Source organism: Pseudomonas sp. NGC7 (assembly GCF_047159675.1).
GTDB lineage: Bacteria > Pseudomonadota > Gammaproteobacteria > Pseudomonadales > Pseudomonadaceae > Aquipseudomonas > Aquipseudomonas kermanshahensis.
Genome location: NZ_BAAFZY010000001.1, coordinates 2,637,863 through 2,654,329, shown reverse-complemented (window position 1 = coordinate 2,654,329; position 16,467 = coordinate 2,637,863). Strand labels below are relative to the sequence as shown.

The following is a 16,467-nucleotide window of genomic DNA, read 5'->3' as shown; positions in this document are numbered from 1 at the left end:
CCTCTTCGCAGCACAAGGCTGCTCCTACAAGGATCGCGAGGATCACGGAGGTCGCGAGGATCACGCCCCATGCTCTTTCGATTTGCCGCCGACGCGCTGGTGCTGTTGCACCTGGCCTTCATCTTGTGGGTGCTGTTCGGTGGCCTGCTGGTACTCAAGTGGCGCCCCGCCCTGCTCGTCCACCTGCCCGCCCTGGCCTGGGGCTTGGCGGTAGAAGGGTTGCACCTGGAATGCCCGCTGACCGACGGGGAAAACCGCATGCGCTTCGCCGCTGGCGACGCGGGCTACCACGGCGGTTTCGTCGAACATTACATCTGGCCGCTGATCTATCCGGCCGGGCTGACGCCGCAGATCCAATGGCTGCTGGGCGCCATCGTCCTACTGGTCAACCTGGCCATCTACGGCTACGTGCTCGGGCGCTGGCGCCGCCCTACCGCGTAGCGATCACGAACAAGCGCGGGAACGGCAACAGCACCTTACCGTCGGTGGCCGGTGGGTAATCGTGCTGCATCGCCTGCAGGTACATCTGCAGGAAGGCGGCTTGCTCTTGTTCGTCCAACCTGGCCAGGTAAGGCCGCAAAGCCGAGCCCTTGAACCACTCAACCACCGCTTCGGCGCCACCCTCCAACGCATGATGGTACGTAGTACGCCACACATCCACCCGCGCGCTCCGCGGGCTGAGCAGGTCGTAATAGAACGCGGCGTTGTGCCTGGGCGGTAGCTGGAAGTCGGCGAATTTGGCGGCCCAAGGGCCTTTGCTGGCGATTTCGCGCAGTTGCCGGTGCGCTGGCTCGTCAAGGTTGTCAGGGGTTTGCACCGCCAGGCTGCCGCCCTCGCTCAGCTGGCTGACCAGGTGCGGATACAGCGAAGCGTGGTCCGGCACCCATTGCAGCGAGGCATTGGCTAGGATCAGGTCTTGCGGCTCTGGCGCCGCCCACTGGGCGATGTCGGCAATGGCGCAGCGCACGCGTGGTACACAGAGCCTTTTGCGCTCCCGCGCCTTTTCGACCATGTCCGGGTCGCTGTCCAACGCCGTCACCTGGGCATCGGGGTAGCGCTGCAGCAGCACCTCGGTCGAGTTGCCTGGGCCGCAGCCCAGGTCGGTTGCATGGCGGACCGGGCGCTGTGGCACGGCGGTCAGCAGGTCGCGTACGGCGCGGGTGCGCTCGTTTTCGAACAGGGAATACTGGGTGGCGGACCAGGCCATGTGCGGCTCCTTTGGGCGGGCAATGTGCCCAGCATAAGCCAAGTAGTGGCACTTAGGGTCTATTCGCGGGCCGGAACCGAGCGTCTATCCTTGAAGTCAGTCCTTATATGCGCCTGCCCATGAAAACATTCCTGGCCCTCGCCATACTGGCCCTGATCGCCGCCGCCGCCCTGCTCGGCTCGCCGTGGATGAGCCAGCGTTTCCACATGCCGCCGGACAAACACCCGGCCCAACAACGCGAAACGGCCGGGTCCCAAGGGAGCCGGCCGTCTCTAACCACAACTGAAGCTTAGTGGCGTTTGGCGCTGCGGATCTGATGCACCACACCCATGGCTACCACGACTGCGGCAGCAATACCGGTGGAGATCACCAGGATCTGGTAGTCAGGCATGAACGCCATGGTCACCAGGGCAGCCACGATGAACGCGATTACCAGGTAGGTCAGCCACGGGAACAGCCACATCTTCAGGCGCACTTCCTTGCCTTCGGCAATCAGCTTGCGGCGCATGCGCAGTTGCGAGAAGGCGATCACCAGGTACACCAGCAGCGCGATCATGCCGGTGGTGTTCATCAGGGTGTCCAGCACGTCTTTCGGGCGCAGGGTTTCGCTGAAGTTGATCAGCGCACACACCACCGCCACGGCGCACGAGCCCATGATCGCGTACACCGGTACGCCGGTGCCGGCACGGGTGATCTTGAAGAACGACGGCGCGTCGCCACGCTGGGACAGCGAGAACAGCATGCGCGAAGCGGTGTAGTGACCGGAGATCAGGCAGCTGCTCACCGAGGTCAGGACCACGAAGTTCATCAGCAACTCGGCATACGGCACGCCCAGCAGCTCCAGGGTACGGCGGTAGGCGCCATAGCCCGAGACGCCCAGGTGCGGGTCGTTCCACGGTACCAGGCAGACGATCAGGAAGATCGAGCCAACGTAGAACAAGCACACACGCCACACCACCGAGTTGGTGGCCTTGACGATCTGCGCGGCCGGGTCTTTGGCTTCGGACGCGGCGATGGTGACGATCTCTGCGCCGAGGAAGGCGAACATCACCCCGAGCAACGCACCAATCACCGTGGTGATGCCGTTGGGCATGAAGCCTTCTGCGGTCAGGTGGCTGATGCCGCGCACTTCACCGAACTGCCAGACGTTCATCACCGCTGCGGTGCACACCACCAGGAAGCAGACGATGGCGATCACCTTGATCAAGGCAAACCAGAACTCGAACTCGCCGTAATGCTTGACGTTGAAGAAGTTGACGGTGATCAGCAGCAGGGTCGTGGCCAGCACGAACACGTTGACACTGACGTCAGGGAAGAAGCCATGCAGGATCTTGCCCGCCACATAGGCTTCCCACGCCATGAGGATGACCCAGTACCACCAGTACAGCCAGCCGATGGTGAAACCTGCCCAACGGCCAATGGCGCGGTCGGCGTAGGTGGAGAACGAGCCGGTGTCAGGCGAGGACGTCGCCATTTCGCCGAGCATGCGCATGATCAGCACCACCAGGATGCCCCCTGCCAAGTAGGCCAGGACAGCGGCCGGGCCGGCGCTGTGAATCACGCTGCCGGAACCGACGAACAAGGCGCCGCCGATAACCCCGGCGATCGACATCATCGTCAGGTGGCGCGACTTGAGGGAGGCACTGAGCTTGCTCTCGTGCCCGCCTTTCGCGGTGGTGGTTGTGGATGTTGCGTCCATCAGTTGTGTACCCCGTGCTTCTTTTTATCCAAGGAAAACTGTGAGACCCCGATGGCTAGCGGCCTCACCTGTACATCAGTGCTAATGCGGGCAGGATGGTGTGAGCAAACACACGCAGGCCATCCATGGCGGCCTGCTGACGCGCCCGAAGGTTTGCCCTTCGAGCGAACTGAACATGCTTTATGTGGCGATATCCGACACCTAATGTAAAAATGTCCGACGCAGAGAGCCATGCACAGTGGCATGAATCTCGCACTGCACTGTACAGGTTGCCAATGCAGTACACCCTGCAGGCACCTGACGCTACGCACCCTGAAAGGCCCTCGAATGTTCGAATTACACCCAGACGCCCCCACTCCGTTGGTCAACCAGATCATCGACGGCTTGCGCGAGCTGATCGACAACCAGACGCTCAAGCCTGGGGCCAAGGTCCCGTCTATCCGCGCCTTTGCCGCGACCTACTCGGTGAGTACCTTCACCGTGGTCGAGGCCTACGACCGCCTGGTCGCCCAGGGCCTGCTGGTCAGCCGCGGCAATGCCGGGTTTTTCATCAACCGCGCGGCCGGCGAGTTGCTGGACAAACATAATGTCGAGGCCGACACCAGTCGACCAACGTTCAACTCCGAGTGGTACCTGCAGCAGATCTTCGAGATCCGCCAGCTGCCCTTCAAGCCCGGCTGCGGCTGGCTGCCCAATGACTGGATGTATGAGGAAGGCCTGCGCCGCGGCCTGCGCCAGGTCGCTGGCAGCCCGCTGGAGCTGTCCGGCTACGGCGACCCCATGGGCCTGGCCGAACTGCGCACGCTGACTGCACAGAACCTGCAGCAGGAGCTGTCGATCGTCGCCAACCCGGCGCAGCTGATGCTCACCCATGGCGCCAGCCAGGCCCTGGACCTGGCCGCGCGCACCCTGGTGCGCCCAGGTGACGTGGTGCTGGTCGACGACCCCGGCTACCCCAACCTGATGAGCATCCTGCGCACCCAGGGCGCGACGTTGGTCGGCGTACCCCGCACCCCTGCCGGTTACGACCTGAACAAGCTGGAGCAGTTGCTGGCGCATCACCGCCCGACCGCGTTCTTCACCCAGCCGCACCTGCACAGCCCGACCTGCTCGCGCACCCCGCTGCCGCAGTTGCATCGGCTGTTGCAACTGGCCAGCCAACATGGCTTCCGCCTGGTCGAGAACAACCTGTACGCCGACATGGTCGCCGAACCGCAACCATGCCTGGCCAGCCTCGACCACCTGCAGCAGGTGGTGTACGTCGGCAGCTATTCGAAGAGCATCTCGCCCAACGTACGGGTTGGCTACATGATGGCCAACCCGGAGCTGATGCAGAAACTGGTGCACCTGAAAATGCGCTCAGGCCTCACCACCTCGCAGGTGATGGAGCGCGTGGTGTATGCCGCGATCATCGACGGCCGCTGGCGCAAGCATCTCAAGCGCCTGCGCCAGCGCCTGGCCGAGGCGCACCAGGAAGTGGGCCGGCACCTGCACCGGCTGGGCTTCGAGTTGTTCACCGAATCGGATGAAGGCATGTACATCTGGACCCGCCACCCCGCCATCCCCGACAGCGCGGAGCTGCTGGATGATGCGCTGGAGAAAGGCATCATGCTTGGGCCGGGGCAGCTGTTCATGGTCGATGCCAAGCCGACCGGGTGGATGCGCTTCAATGTGGCGTTCAGTACGGACCCGGCGATGTGGGAGTTGCTGGAGAAGGTGCTGGTGAAGCATGTGCGGCGGGGCGGGGTGTAGGGACGGTGGTGTGGCGGGGTGTTCGCCTTGACATCTTCAGCGCCTGCGAAATCGAGCGCCGCCCGCGCGGCGCATCGCGAGCAACGCTCGCTCCTACGTTTGTTTCACGCCAATTATTCCTGGGGCAAACGCGCGCGACCGTCTCGGTGCATGGCGCGATATTGCGTCGGACCCACAAGGCGTTCGCGCGCAAATGCCACAGGCCTCACTGGCCCGAGACAAACGTAGGAGATTCTATGGTGCGAGGGAAGCATCAAGTAGGCGCTTCCTCCGCCGTCCCCCTCAATATCAAGGCGCAAGCCGACGCATCTGCAGAAGCGAGCGGTGTCCCTCCTCCTCCCTTCAAGTCCTACCATACAAGCGAGCGTTGCTCGCGATGCGCCGCGCGGGCGGCGCTCGATCTCATAGGCGCTGAAGCATTCAAGGCAGGCGATTCATCGTCCCAGGGCTATGATTAGTCAATTTTCTATTTATTATTTGCACTATTAGCCCTGCTTATTATCGAGCCTGACCATGTCCGACCGCCTGCTCAACGACCGTCTCGACTGGAACCTGCTGCGCACCTTCCGGGTCATCGGCCAGGAGCTGTCCATCAGCCGCGCGGCCGCACGCCTGCACCTTACCCAACCGGCGGTGAGCCAAGCGCTCAAACGCCTCGAAGATCAGCTCGGCCGGCAACTCATCGCCCGCCGTGGGCCACGCTTTGTGCTGACTGAAATGGGCGAGCAGCTGTTTGTGCTGGCCGGCGAGGTGTATGGGCAAATGTCGCAGATCGGCGGCCTGCTGGAACAACCGGCGGACGAACTGGTGGGCAAGGTGCGATTGCTGATGATCAGCCGCATCGAAAGCGAGCAGTTCGACGATTTTCTTGCCCATTTTCACCGCCAGCACCCACGTGTAGAGCTGGAAATCGAGGTGATGCGCAGCTCCGACATCGTCGCCGCCTTGCAGGAGAAGACTGCCACGGCGGGCTTGAGCCTCAATCGACGGCCGCAACCGCGTTTGGAGCAGCGGCTGTTCCTGCGCCAACGCTATGCGTTTTTCTGCGGCAAGCACCATGCCTTGTTCGGCCAGCTGGAGGGCGACCTGCAGCGTGAGAACTTCGTCAGTTTTACCAGCGACCAGATCGGCGGGATGCTCTCGCCGCTGACCATCTTCCGGGACCAGCAAGGGTTCTCCGGGCGGATCGTGGCGTCCTCGCCCAGCCTTGAAGAGGTACGCCGGCTGGTGATCGCGGGCTTTGGCATCGGCTGCCTACCGGAACACGTGGTGGCGGCGGATGTGGCGGCGGGGTTGTTATGGAAGCTGCCACCGCAGGAGGGGATTGCGGATGTGGATATCCACCTGCTGTGGAACAGGGAGCAACGGCTGAGCCGGGCGGAAGAGACGTTTATCCAGGCGCTGCAAGCTATGGCCCCGTAAAAGTTTGGATCCCATCCCCGGGCAGGGTATGCTTGCAGGATAGCCAAATGCCACCATCCGGGCGCACCCAGTGCCTGGCATTCACGGACGAGCCTCCTTTGCCCAGCCACCCTACCCGCCACACCATCGCCCGCCAATGGCAGCTGCTCAAGCTGCTGCCGGGGCGCCACCCAGGCATGAGTTCTACGCAGTTGCAGGCAGCGCTGGCGAAGGTGGGCCACACCACCAGCAAGCGCACCGTGGAGCGCGACCTGGTGGAACTGTCGGCGTTGTTTCCGCTGCACTGCAACAGTAAAGGCATGCCTTATGGCTGGTACTGGCAACCTGGGCTGAGCCTGGACGAGGCGCAGCAACTGCAACCGGATGCCCTCGCACCGGTTCGCCAGATCGCGCTACGCGCCTGGGTCGACGACGCACTCGCACGGCGCCTGGAACAGCAGCCACTGTCCACAGACATGCAGCTGGCACCTCAGCAAGACGGCGGCGCCGCGCTGGCCGCTACCGTCGACGACAGCCGTGCACTGATGGGCTGGTTACTGTCCCAGGCAGGGTCGATTCGTGTCCTAGCTCCCGCATCACTGCGCGCCGCCCTGCTGGAGCAGCAGCGCCAGAGCTTGGCGCTGCACGAAGAATGCAGCTAAGCACGAGCGTGTAGGAGCAGCCTTGCGCTGCGAAGAGGTCCGCGACAACACCGGGAAATCTTCGCTGGTGCTACGGGCCTCTTCGCAGCACAAGGCTGCTCCTACACCACCCCTGTTCAGTATGGGGTTGTGATATTCGGTAACGATCTGTCGAGTGCTGGATTGCTGCGTCTCCTATTGTTTTAACGACAAGGATCGTTAAACGAGGAACACACCATGGAGTGGGCCGAAGCAAAGCTACTACGGCGGGGACGGTTCTCGGAACCCGGCAGGCTATACCTGCTCACCACCGTCACTCACCAGCGCAAGCCGCTGTTTGCAAGCCTGCTTGCTGCGCGTTTGGTTATTGGGCAAATGCGCCATTCGGAACGAGAAGACGCCTGCCAGTCACTTGCCTGGGTGGTGATGCCTGATCACTTACATTGGCTGATAGAACTTCACACCAATACGCTGTGCAGCCTGATGCGGCAGTTCAAGTCGCGTTCTGGCACTGCATTGTGCAAAGCCGGGGTAAGTCGTGGCCAAGTCTGGCAACGTGGTTATCACGACCGTGCCTTACGCAAGGACGATGACGTGCGCAAGACAGCCAGATACATTGTTGCCAACCCATTGCGTGCGGGTTTGGTTGAACACATAGGTGACTATCCCCACTGGGACGCAGTGTGGCTCACTGCGGACGTGACCGACCCACTTAACTCACTGTAGGAGCAGCCTTGTGCTGCGAAGAGGCCCGCGACAACACCGGGAATCTTCGCTGGTGCTACGGGCCTCTTCGCAGCACAAGGCTGCTCCTACAGTGACCCATTGACAGGTTCAGGACGGCAACACCGGCACGCGTCGGCGTGACAGGCAGGCGTACGCCAACCCCAGCACGCTGAACCCCAATATCCCCAATAACACCATCAATTCGCGGCTGTAGCGCGCCACTTGCGCGGGGAAGCCGGTGAACTCGCGGTACACCTGCACATCGGCCACGCCGTCGGCATGACGGATGCTGACGCCGCCCTGGCGGATCTGCGAGTAGTCGGCATCGAAGTACACCCACACCTTGCACGCCCCACCCGGTTCGATGGAGGGTATTTCGACCAGGGGCGTGGCGGCTTCGATAATGGTGTCGTTGCCAGCCGCATCGCGCACCTGCACCAGGCCCTTGGCCGGCAGGCGAATCTTCACCAGGCGAACCGGCGCATTCCCGGTGTTGCGCAGGTCGATGAGCAGACCGGTGCGATGGTCCACCAGCCCCGCCTCGAACGGTTTGGCGAACAACTGGGCGTAAGGCGCCTGGGCCAGCTCGATCAACCTGTCGACCTGGTCCTGGTGCAACTGCCCTTCGCTGATGGTGTTGATACGGCCCTGCAACTGCTCGTACTTAAGCTGCTCGCTGGCCTTGGTGATGCGTTCGCTGAACTGGCTCGGGTAAGTGAGGTAGGCGTAGGTCAGGGAGGCCTCCAGGCGAGGGTTGCCTTTGATAACCACATAGGCCACTACCATGACCATCAGGCCGATCAGCAGGGCTACGAGGACTTTGCCGACTTTGTCCCAGCTCAACGCAAACTTCCTTCTGTCGTGATACTGACGGTTCAAGGCGCCCAAGGGTGCCAATTTCGTGGCACCCAGGCAAGCGTTCAACGCCCTGGGAGCCGAAAGCGACCACACCGGTACCCTGATAGCAGAGCATAGCCACCCTCAGCATCGACAGGTTGAAGTTCTGACACTGGGCTCAGAAGCCCAGCGTCGCCGACAGCAGGTAGGTCCTAGGGGTAGACAGCGTCAGCCCTGGCTCACTGTCGTCCGAAGCCCCTGCCGACGCCCAGTAGCGGTCGTCCAGCACGTTCTCGACACTGGCCCGCAGCGTGACCTGGGTAGCGTCAACCTTGAAGGTATAGCGGGCGCCCAGGTCGAAACGCTCCCAGCCGTCGATCTGCTTGCTGTTGTTCTGGTCCAGGTACTGCGAACTCGAGTGAATGCCCCGTGCGGTCAAGGTCAGCCCGTTTACCCTCGGCACATCCCATTCGGCCCCCACATTGACGTTGTACTCGGGCGTTGCCGGTGCGCGGTTGCCGTCGAAGGCGCCGCCGACGGTATCGGTCAGTTCACTGTCGATGTACATCACCCCGCCCAGCAGACGGACGCCCTCCAGCGGCTCGCCAAACACACTGAGTTCCACACCTCGGTTGTCGCGCTTGCCATTGGGCCCGAACACCCGCGTGGTGGCATTGGTTTCGTAGGCGGGCTGGCGTATGCGAAACACGCTGGCGGTGAAGCCGACCTTACCCAAGTCATACTTCGCCCCGACTTCCACCTGCCGGCTGGTGAAGGGCGGGAAAATCTGGTCTTCGTTGACCGACGTCGACGGCGCGATCTTGCCTTGGCTCAAGCCTTCCATGTAGTTGGCGTACAGCGACAGCTGCTCGCTGACCTTCAGCAGAACGCCCGCCGATGGCGAAACCTTTTCTTCATCGTAGGCCGTGTCGCCTTTGACGCCGTCGCTCCAGTCATCGACCTGCACCCGCTGCCAGCGGGCGCCCAAGGTCAGCAGCAGGCGGTCATCGAAAAAGCCAAGGGTATCGGCCAGCGCGACGCCGCTGAACCGGTTCTCGGTGTAAACCTTGGGGTCGAGCCGGGTCGGGGTGCCGGGTGTCGGCGTGGCCACCGGGTTGTAGAGGTTGCTGGGCGCGGAGGCATAGCGCGCGCCGCCGTTGGTGAAGTCCATGTAGAAGTACGTGGCGGCCAGGTTCACTTCGTGGCTGACCGGCCCGGTATGGAACCAGTTGCGCACACCGGCCGTGGCGGTACGCACGCTTTCATCGCGGGTGAAATCGCGCGGCTGAACAGTAAAGTCCCCGGCATCGTTGATGATCGAAACGTTGTGGCGCAAGAAGTCATGGTTGCTCTTGCGCGCACCGACTGCGCCATAAGCCATCAGCGAGTCGCTGATGTCGTACTCGGCATTGACGGCACCGAAGGTGTCATTAGTGCGCGCCTTGCTCCAGGCCTGTGCGTAGTTGTGGTGTACGTCATTGGCGCTCGGCACCTTGGCATTGGCACCAATCAGCACACGCTCCTGGGGGGCATCGGTATCACGCTCGGTGTGGCCGATGTCGGTCGATAAGCGCAGCCGCTCGCCGCGAAAATCCAGGCCCAGCACCGCCATGTCCCGCTCGACACGCTGGTGATCCCACTCGGTGTCGCCGGCCTGCTTGACGCCGTTGAAGCGGATACCAAACTGCCCACCCTCGCCAAAGCGGCGGCCGACATCCACCGCACCGCCGGCCTGGCTGCCCGAGGCAAAACTGCCGGTGAACTCAGTAATGGGCGTATCGCCTGCCCGCTTTGGCACCACATTGATACCGCCGCCCACGCTGCCACGCGGCGAAATACCATTGAGCAACTGGCTCGGCCCCTTGATGATGTCGACCCGGTCGGCCATCTCCATATCGATCGAGTAGGTCGGCAGGATGCCGAACAGGCCATTGTAGGAAACATCGCTGTTGAACAAGCTGAACCCGCGGATGGTGAACTGCTCGAAGCGTCCACCGGCCGGGTTGGTCGCACGCACCGAGGGGTCGCTGGCGATCAGGTCACCCAGGGTACGTGCCTGCTGGTTCTTCACCAGGTCGCTGGTGTAGGTGGTCATGCTGAACGGGGTGTCCATGAAGTCGCGCGAGCCAAGCAGGCCTTGCGACCCTTGGCGGGCGACCTGGCCACCGGCATAAAGTAGCGCGTCGCTGCCACCCACATGGCCACCGACGATGCTGGTCGGGGCGATCTCCAGCGCATCCGACGCTTGCGCCACAGGCACCAGGGTAAACGCCCCGTTACCCACTGGTTGCAGCTGCAGGCCGCTGCCTTGAAGCAGCTGCATGAAGCCCTCGTCAACGCTGTAACTGCCTGACAACCCCCTGCTTTGCCGGCCAGTGACCAGCGCCGGGTCGAGTGAAAGGCTGACCCCGGCGAGGTGGGCGAAACGGGTCAGTGCGGCGCCCAAGGTGCCGGCGGGCACGGTGTAGGTACGCCGCGCGAGGTCGTCGGCCCAGGCTGACGAAGACAACAGGTTGGCACTCAGGCTGATGGCAAAACCCAGGTACATCAACGGACGCGAACGAAGTGACGCCGCACGCGGGCGGCAAGGCAATACGGCAGGCATTGAAACAGGCTCCCTTTATTCTCTACTACCGCTAATGACAGGCGGCCTGAAGAAAAGGGACAGCCTTGCAGCATTATTTTTAACGAACGAAAAACCCTGCCCACCGTCCACGGTTAATCCTTGACCGAGGTCATGCCGTGAAGGACGATCAGCCTTCCACAAGCAAGGACGAATACCATGTTACGGATATTGGGCAGAGCGTCTTCGATCAACGTGCGTAAAGTCCTCTGGGCCTGTGCCGAGTTTGATATTCCCTTCGAACGGGAAGACTGGGGCGCGGGCTTCACCGCCACCGACACCCCCGAATTCTTGGCACTTAACCCCAACGCCATGATCCCGGTCATCCAGGATGGCGACTTCACCCTGTGGGAATCCAACTCCATCATCCGTTACCTGGCGACGCGCTATGGCCACGCCTCGGTGTACCCGACCGAGGCAAAAGCCCGGGCAGGTATCGATCAATGGATCGACTGGCAGGCTTCGGACCTCAACAGGTCCTGGAGCTACACCTTCATGTCGCTGGTCAGGCATTCACCCGCCCATCAGGACCCACAGGCGCTGGCCGCCGGCCGTGCCGAATGGTCTCGCTACATGCAGATCCTCGACCGCCAGCTCGCCGCAACCGGTGCGTATGTGGCCGGCGACATGTTCACCCTGGCTGACATCCCCATCGGCCTTTCGGTCAACCGGTGGTTCGAGACGCCTTTCGAGCATCCTCATTTGCCAGCCGTCAGGGCGTATTACGAACGCTTGAGCAAGCGCCGGGCGTTTTGCCTGCATGGCAGGAACGGCACCCCCTGAGCGCTTGATGCACAGGAGCCTTGCAGCGCGCGCTAGCGTGACTGCAAGAGCTTCGCCAAGACGAACGTCACAACCACGGCCAGCAACACCGCAAGCGAAATCGACAGGACTGCGCCCCACTGCAACAGCGTACTTTGCAGGGCCAGGTAGAAGCCCACCACGCCCACCGCGCCAATGGCATTGCCACGCACGATCGCGCCCAACTCATGGCGCCCGCCCTGGACGTGGGCAAATACTGCAAGCGGCCAGGCGATTACCGGGACCGGCGCCAGCATCCCACTGACCACCGGCCCGAGCATCGTTGCACTGGCCGTGATCACCAACAGCAACAAGGTGGCGGTCATCATGCGCATCGGGATGACCCAGCGCGGCATCGGCACGTAACGCACTGAACAGGCCTGGGCCGGTTGCGAGGTAGCGACGACGATGGCGACGACCAGTAACAGCGTGGCAACGACAGACAGCGCCACCCAGCCCAGGTGGCTGGTCGCCAAGGCGGCCACAGCAAAGAACAGCAGCGCTACGATGCAGCCGACAAACACACTGACGCGCTGGGTCACCCAGTAGTAGAACAAACAGGTCGCTTGCACGGCGGCCACCCCCGCCAATGCCCCAGGTACGGCCTGCGACGCGAACACCTCACCCTGTTCAAGGCTGAGAAACAGCATCACCAGCGCCGAGGTGACAGGCAGCCCCGAGAGCAGCCCGCCAATTTGCGTACCCCAACGTTTGCCCGCCAGCGAGATGGCCAGCATGAGGGTGGGTGTCATGAGTAGTTTGAGGTAGAAGGCAGTCATGCAGAGGTTCGGATCAGAAGGGAGGGATCAAGCCTTGCGCAGTCGCGCGCGGGTTGCTTGGCAGAGCCTCATGCTAGCCGAATTGCACTTCAGCCCACCAGCGGCGAACGCGCTGGCCCCGTCACAACTGCGCCAGCCGCTCCCGCAAGAACCCGACAAAGGTTTGCACCGCCCGCGCCACCTGGCGATGCTGCGGATACACCGCCGACAACTGCAACGCCGGCGGCGTCCAGTCTTCCAGCAACGTCACCAAGCGGCCATCCGTCAGCGCTTGGCCAACGATGAACGTGGGCAGGTACGTCACGCCCATCCCCGCTATCGCCGCATCCCTGAGCATTTCGCCATTGTTGGCGCGCATCCGCCCCGCCACCGCAATCGCCTGCGTCTTGCCGCCCTGTTTGAACTGCCACTGCACCTGCCGTGAATGCCCATAAGGCAGGCAGTCATGCCCGGCCAACTGCTCGGGGAATGCGGGCACCCCATGCGCCTCAAGATAGGCCGGGCTTGCGCAGTACACCCGTTCAACACCGGCAATACGCCGCGCGATGAGGCTGGAGTCCTCCAGCGCGCCAATGCGCAAGGCCAGGTCATAGCCTTCGCCGATCAGGTCCACGGCCCGGTCGCTGAGGTCCACTTCTACATCCACCTGCGGGTGCAACTGCAGAAATTCGGTCAGCAGGCACCCCAGGTGGGCCATGGCGAACGACAGCGGCGCACTCAGGCGCAAGGTGCCGCGCAAGGCCTGGGCCTGGCCGCTGATGTCATGCTCCACCTGCTGCACTTCGCCCAGCAAGCGCAACGCCGACTGGTAATAGTGCTGCCCCAGCGGAGTGGCGTCCAGGCGCCGTGTCGAGCGGTTGAGCAGGCGCACGCCGAGGCGTTCTTCAAGTTGCATCAGGCGCCGGCTGACCGATTGCTTGGACATACCCAGACGGTCCGCCGCAGCGGTGAAACTACCGGCTTCCATGACCTGGGCGAAGATCCGCATGTCTTCGTAAGGATTCATTGTCTCGTTCCTGGTGACAGTCAAACGCTTTATAGCCGCTTTTTCCCACGAAGGCATCTCCTTAATCTACTCGCAAGTCACAGCGATGGCCCTTAAGGCCAGGCAATTCGCCCCTCTCAAACACTTGCATAGAAAAGGATTCGCACATGAACATTGTCCACAAGGTACTCACCACCAGCCTCCTTGCCCTCTCCGTTTCCACTGCGTTTGCAGCAGGCAGCCCAGGCGTCGAGCAGCACACCCAGGCCTTCCTCGAAGCCCTGGAAAAGGGTGGCGGCAAGCCCCTGGAACAGCTCGCGCCGAAGGACGCCCGTGCAGTGCTGACCGGTGCTCAATCGTCGGTCAAGGTTGACCTGTCCGGCATCGAAGTCAAAGCACACACGATCCAGGCCAACGGCGAGGCGATCACGCTGCAGGTTGTCCGCCCGGCCAATGTGAAAGGTGAGTTGCCGGTGTTCATGTTCTTCCATGGCGGCGGCTGGGTACTGGGCGATTTCCCGACTCACCAGCGGCTGATTCGCGACCTGGTGGTCGGTTCCGGCGCCGTAGCGGTGTACGTGGACTACACGCCTTCACCTGAAGCGCACTACCCCACCGCCATCAACCAGGCTTATGCCGCCACCCGCTGGGTGGCCGAGCATGGCAAAGCGATCGGCGTGGATGGCAAGCGCCTGGCCGTGGCCGGCAACAGCGTCGGCGGCAACATGGCCGCAGTGGTCGCGCTCAAGGCCAAGGAGGCCGGTACGCCTAAGCTGCGCTTCCAGTTGCTGCTGTGGCCGGTGACCGATGCCAGCTTCGAAACCGGCTCGTACAAGCAGTTCGCTGAGGGGCACTTCCTCACGACGGGCATGATGAAGTGGTTCTGGAATAGCTACACCACTGACGCCAAGGCACGTGAGCAAATCTACGCCTCGCCGCTGCGGGCCAGCAGCGAGCAGCTCAAAGGCCTGCCGCCAGCGCTGGTGCAGACCGCAGAGTTCGATGTGTTGCGTGATGAGGGCGAGGCCTATGCACGCAAGCTGGATGCGGCGGGGGTGGCGGTGACTGCGGTGCGGTACAACGGGATGATTCATGACTATGGGTTGCTGAACCCACTGAGCCAGGTGCCTGAAGTGAAAGCGGCGATGCGCCAGGCGGCTGGGGAGCTGAAGGTGCACCTTCAATAAATCCAGACACAAAGGCCCGAGCGATCGGGTCTTTGTGGTTGCGCGTGCCATTGCTACCTGTTCTTCCGAAACCCACTTACAACGAGAGGGCGATGGCGTTCGGGTGCGCCAGGAGCAGTTGCTGCAACTTGGCAATGGCCAGGATGCAGAGGTCCTGGTGTTCGACTTGCGCCCCCATGAGTTGCCAGGCATGCCGTAAAACGATGCCGGCCCTGATCACCTCAGGGCTCGAACCCTTCGACGATGATCACTTCAGCCTTCGCCACACCTTGGCGGTGGCTGCAGGCCTCCTGATAAAGCGCCGACCGATAACAGGCCACCGCCTGCTCGTACGAGTCGAACTCGATCACCACGCTGCGCTGCGGCGTCGGCCGCCCTTCCATCGCCTCGCTACGCCCGCCCCGCGCCAGAAACCGCCCACCGAATGCGGCGAAGGCAGCGGGCGCGCGCTGGGTGTATTGCTGGTATTGCTCGGGGTCGGTCACATCCACGTGGGCGATCCAATACGCTTTCATCCGCTGCTCTCCTGTTGCAAAAGTATTTGTGTATGATGGTATACCATAAAAATCACCCCACCACAGCGAGCGTGCAGCATGGCTTTCAACAGCATCGAAGAACTTCTCGAGGACTACCGGCAAGGCAAGATGGTCCTGCTGGTGGACGATGAGGACCGGGAAAACGAAGGCGACCTGCTGATCGCCGCCGAGCGCTGTGACGCCCAGGCCATCAACTTCATGGCCCGCGAAGCGCGTGGCCTGATCTGCCTGACGCTGACCGACGATCATTGCCAGCGCCTGGGCCTGGAGCAAATGGTACCGGCCAACGGCAGCGTGTTCAGCACCGCTTTCACCGTGTCGATCGAGGCCGCCACTGGCGTCACTACCGGTATTTCCGCCGCCGATCGTGCGCGCACCGTGGCAGCGGCCATGGCGCCGAACGCGCGCCCGGAAGACCTGGTGCAGCCTGGGCATATCTTCCCCTTGCGCGCCCGCGAAGGCGGCGTGCTGACCCGCGCCGGCCACACCGAAGCGGGCTGCGACCTGGCGCGCCTGGCCGGTTTCACAGCCGCCTCGGTGATCGTCGAAGTGCTCAATGACGACGGCACCATGGCGCGCCGCCCGGACCTGGAAGTGTTCGCCGCCAGGCACGGCATCAAGATCGGCACCATTGCCGATTTGATCCACTACCGCCTGAGCACCGAGCAGACCATCAAGCGCATCGGCGAGCGCGAATTGCCCACCGTGCACGGCACCTTCCGCCTGGTCACCTATGAAGACCGCATCGAAGGTGGCGTGCACATGGCCATGGTCATGGGCGACATCCGCCGCGAGCAACCGACGCTGGTGCGCGTGCATGTGATCGACCCGCTGCGCGACCTGGTCGGCGCCGAATACGCCGGCCCGGCCAACTGGACATTGTGGGCGGCGCTACAGAAGGTCGCCGAAGAAGGCACCGGCGTGGTGGTGATCCTGGCCAACCATGAGTCTTCGCAGGCGTTGCTCGAACGCGTTCCGCAGCTGACCCAGCCAGTGCGGCCTTACCAGCGCGGGCAGTCGAAGGTGTATTCGGAAGTCGGCACCGGTGCACAGATTCTGCAGGACCTGGGCGTAGGCAAGCTGCGCCACCTTGGGCCGCCGCTCAAGTATGCAGGGTTGGCAGGGTATGAGCTGGAGGTGGTGCAGAGCATTCCGTTCGAGCCAGTGTTGGCTAGCTGACACCGCTGCCATAGCGCCCACGCCGTGTAGGAGCAGCCTTGTGCTGCGCCTACAGCACGTGGAGGCGATGGTTGGAAAGGTTGGAGTGATGGCCGGTCGCCTCCGCCTCTTGCC

The 16,467-nt window shown here is 62.7% G+C and carries 15 protein-coding genes and 1 pseudogene; 9 read left to right on the top strand and 7 right to left on the bottom strand.

Going from position 1 to position 16,467, the window contains the following annotated elements; genetic code table 11:
* Window positions 1-69 precede the first annotated feature (69 nt).
* Window positions 70-441, top strand: coding sequence for a DUF2784 domain-containing protein (locus tag ACMCNM_RS12080; RefSeq protein WP_412764419.1), 372 nt, complete (start codon window positions 70-72; stop codon window positions 439-441).
* On the opposite strand, the gene tam is transcribed toward ACMCNM_RS12080, so the two are convergent.
* Together tam and ACMCNM_RS12070 are read right to left on the bottom strand one after the other, a co-directional pair.
* On the bottom strand, window positions 431-1,207 hold the full coding sequence (gene tam, locus ACMCNM_RS12075; RefSeq protein WP_412764418.1) for a trans-aconitate 2-methyltransferase: 777 nt from the start codon (window positions 1,205-1,207) through the stop codon (window positions 431-433). The two genes, ACMCNM_RS12080 and tam, sit on opposite strands and share 11 nt — an antisense overlap.
* Window positions 1,208-1,496: 289 nt before the next feature.
* Entirely contained in the window at window positions 1,497-2,906 is a 1,410-nt protein-coding gene (locus ACMCNM_RS12070) for an amino acid permease (protein ID WP_027593792.1), read from the bottom strand.
* A 327-nt stretch (window positions 2,907-3,233) separates the two neighbouring features.
* On the opposite strand from ACMCNM_RS12070, the gene ACMCNM_RS12065 reads away from it, so the two are divergent.
* The 4 genes from ACMCNM_RS12065 (at window position 3,234) to ACMCNM_RS12050 (ending at window position 7,426) form a co-directional block, all read left to right on the top strand.
* Window positions 3,234-4,658 (top strand): PLP-dependent aminotransferase family protein, encoded by a 1,425-nt coding sequence (locus tag ACMCNM_RS12065; protein ID WP_412764417.1) that lies wholly within the window; start codon window positions 3,234-3,236, stop codon window positions 4,656-4,658.
* Between the two features lie 513 nt (window positions 4,659-5,171).
* Window positions 5,172-6,080, top strand: a complete 909-nt coding sequence (locus ACMCNM_RS12060; protein WP_412764416.1) for a LysR family transcriptional regulator — start codon at window positions 5,172-5,174, stop codon at window positions 6,078-6,080.
* A gap of 98 nt (window positions 6,081-6,178) precedes the next feature.
* Window positions 6,179-6,721, top strand: coding sequence for a WYL domain-containing protein (locus ACMCNM_RS12055; RefSeq protein WP_412765917.1), 543 nt, complete (start codon window positions 6,179-6,181; stop codon window positions 6,719-6,721).
* Window positions 6,722-6,937: 216 nt separating this feature from the next.
* Entirely contained in the window at window positions 6,938-7,426 is a 489-nt protein-coding gene (locus tag ACMCNM_RS12050) for an REP-associated tyrosine transposase (RefSeq protein WP_085273289.1), read from the top strand.
* A gap of 108 nt (window positions 7,427-7,534) precedes the next feature.
* Here ACMCNM_RS12050 and ACMCNM_RS12045 read toward each other — a convergent pair whose 3' ends face one another.
* Window positions 7,535-8,269, bottom strand: coding sequence for a hypothetical protein (locus ACMCNM_RS12045; protein ID WP_412764415.1), 735 nt, complete (start codon window positions 8,267-8,269; stop codon window positions 7,535-7,537).
* 172 nt (window positions 8,270-8,441) lie between these two features.
* On the bottom strand, window positions 8,442-10,868 hold the full coding sequence (locus ACMCNM_RS12040; protein ID WP_412764414.1) for a TonB-dependent siderophore receptor: 2,427 nt from the start codon (window positions 10,866-10,868) through the stop codon (window positions 8,442-8,444).
* A gap of 177 nt (window positions 10,869-11,045) precedes the next feature.
* Here ACMCNM_RS12040 and ACMCNM_RS12035 point away from each other — a divergent pair, with 177 nt between their 5' ends.
* Window positions 11,046-11,669, top strand: a complete 624-nt coding sequence (locus tag ACMCNM_RS12035; RefSeq protein WP_186703331.1) for a glutathione S-transferase family protein — start codon at window positions 11,046-11,048, stop codon at window positions 11,667-11,669.
* A 32-nt stretch (window positions 11,670-11,701) separates the two neighbouring features.
* On the opposite strand, the gene ACMCNM_RS12030 is transcribed toward ACMCNM_RS12035, so the two are convergent.
* On the bottom strand, window positions 11,702-12,466 hold the full coding sequence (locus ACMCNM_RS12030) for a hypothetical protein (protein ID WP_412764413.1): 765 nt from the start codon (window positions 12,464-12,466) through the stop codon (window positions 11,702-11,704).
* A 121-nt stretch (window positions 12,467-12,587) separates the two neighbouring features.
* Window positions 12,588-13,472, bottom strand: coding sequence for a LysR family transcriptional regulator (locus ACMCNM_RS12025; RefSeq protein WP_027593802.1), 885 nt, complete (start codon window positions 13,470-13,472; stop codon window positions 12,588-12,590).
* A 146-nt stretch (window positions 13,473-13,618) separates the two neighbouring features.
* On the opposite strand from ACMCNM_RS12025, the gene ACMCNM_RS12020 reads away from it, so the two are divergent.
* Both ACMCNM_RS12020 and ACMCNM_RS12015 read left to right on the top strand, forming a co-directional pair.
* A complete protein-coding gene (locus ACMCNM_RS12020) occupies window positions 13,619-14,638 on the top strand; it encodes an alpha/beta hydrolase (protein WP_412764412.1) in 1,020 nt (339 codons plus the stop codon).
* An 82-nt stretch (window positions 14,639-14,720) separates the two neighbouring features.
* Window positions 14,721-14,837 (top strand): annotated as a pseudogene (locus ACMCNM_RS12015) (quercetin 2,3-dioxygenase); the annotation flags it as partial.
* Between the two features lie 22 nt (window positions 14,838-14,859).
* On the opposite strand, the gene ACMCNM_RS12010 reads toward ACMCNM_RS12015, so the two are convergent.
* Window positions 14,860-15,153, bottom strand: coding sequence for a DUF1330 domain-containing protein (locus tag ACMCNM_RS12010; protein WP_099429848.1), 294 nt, complete (start codon window positions 15,151-15,153; stop codon window positions 14,860-14,862).
* A 78-nt stretch (window positions 15,154-15,231) separates the two neighbouring features.
* On the opposite strand from ACMCNM_RS12010, the gene ribBA reads away from it, so the two are divergent.
* Window positions 15,232-16,353 (top strand): bifunctional 3,4-dihydroxy-2-butanone-4-phosphate synthase/GTP cyclohydrolase II, encoded by a 1,122-nt coding sequence (gene ribBA, locus ACMCNM_RS12005; RefSeq protein WP_085273282.1) that lies wholly within the window; start codon window positions 15,232-15,234, stop codon window positions 16,351-16,353.
* The last annotated feature ends 114 nt before the right edge of the window (window positions 16,354-16,467 follow it).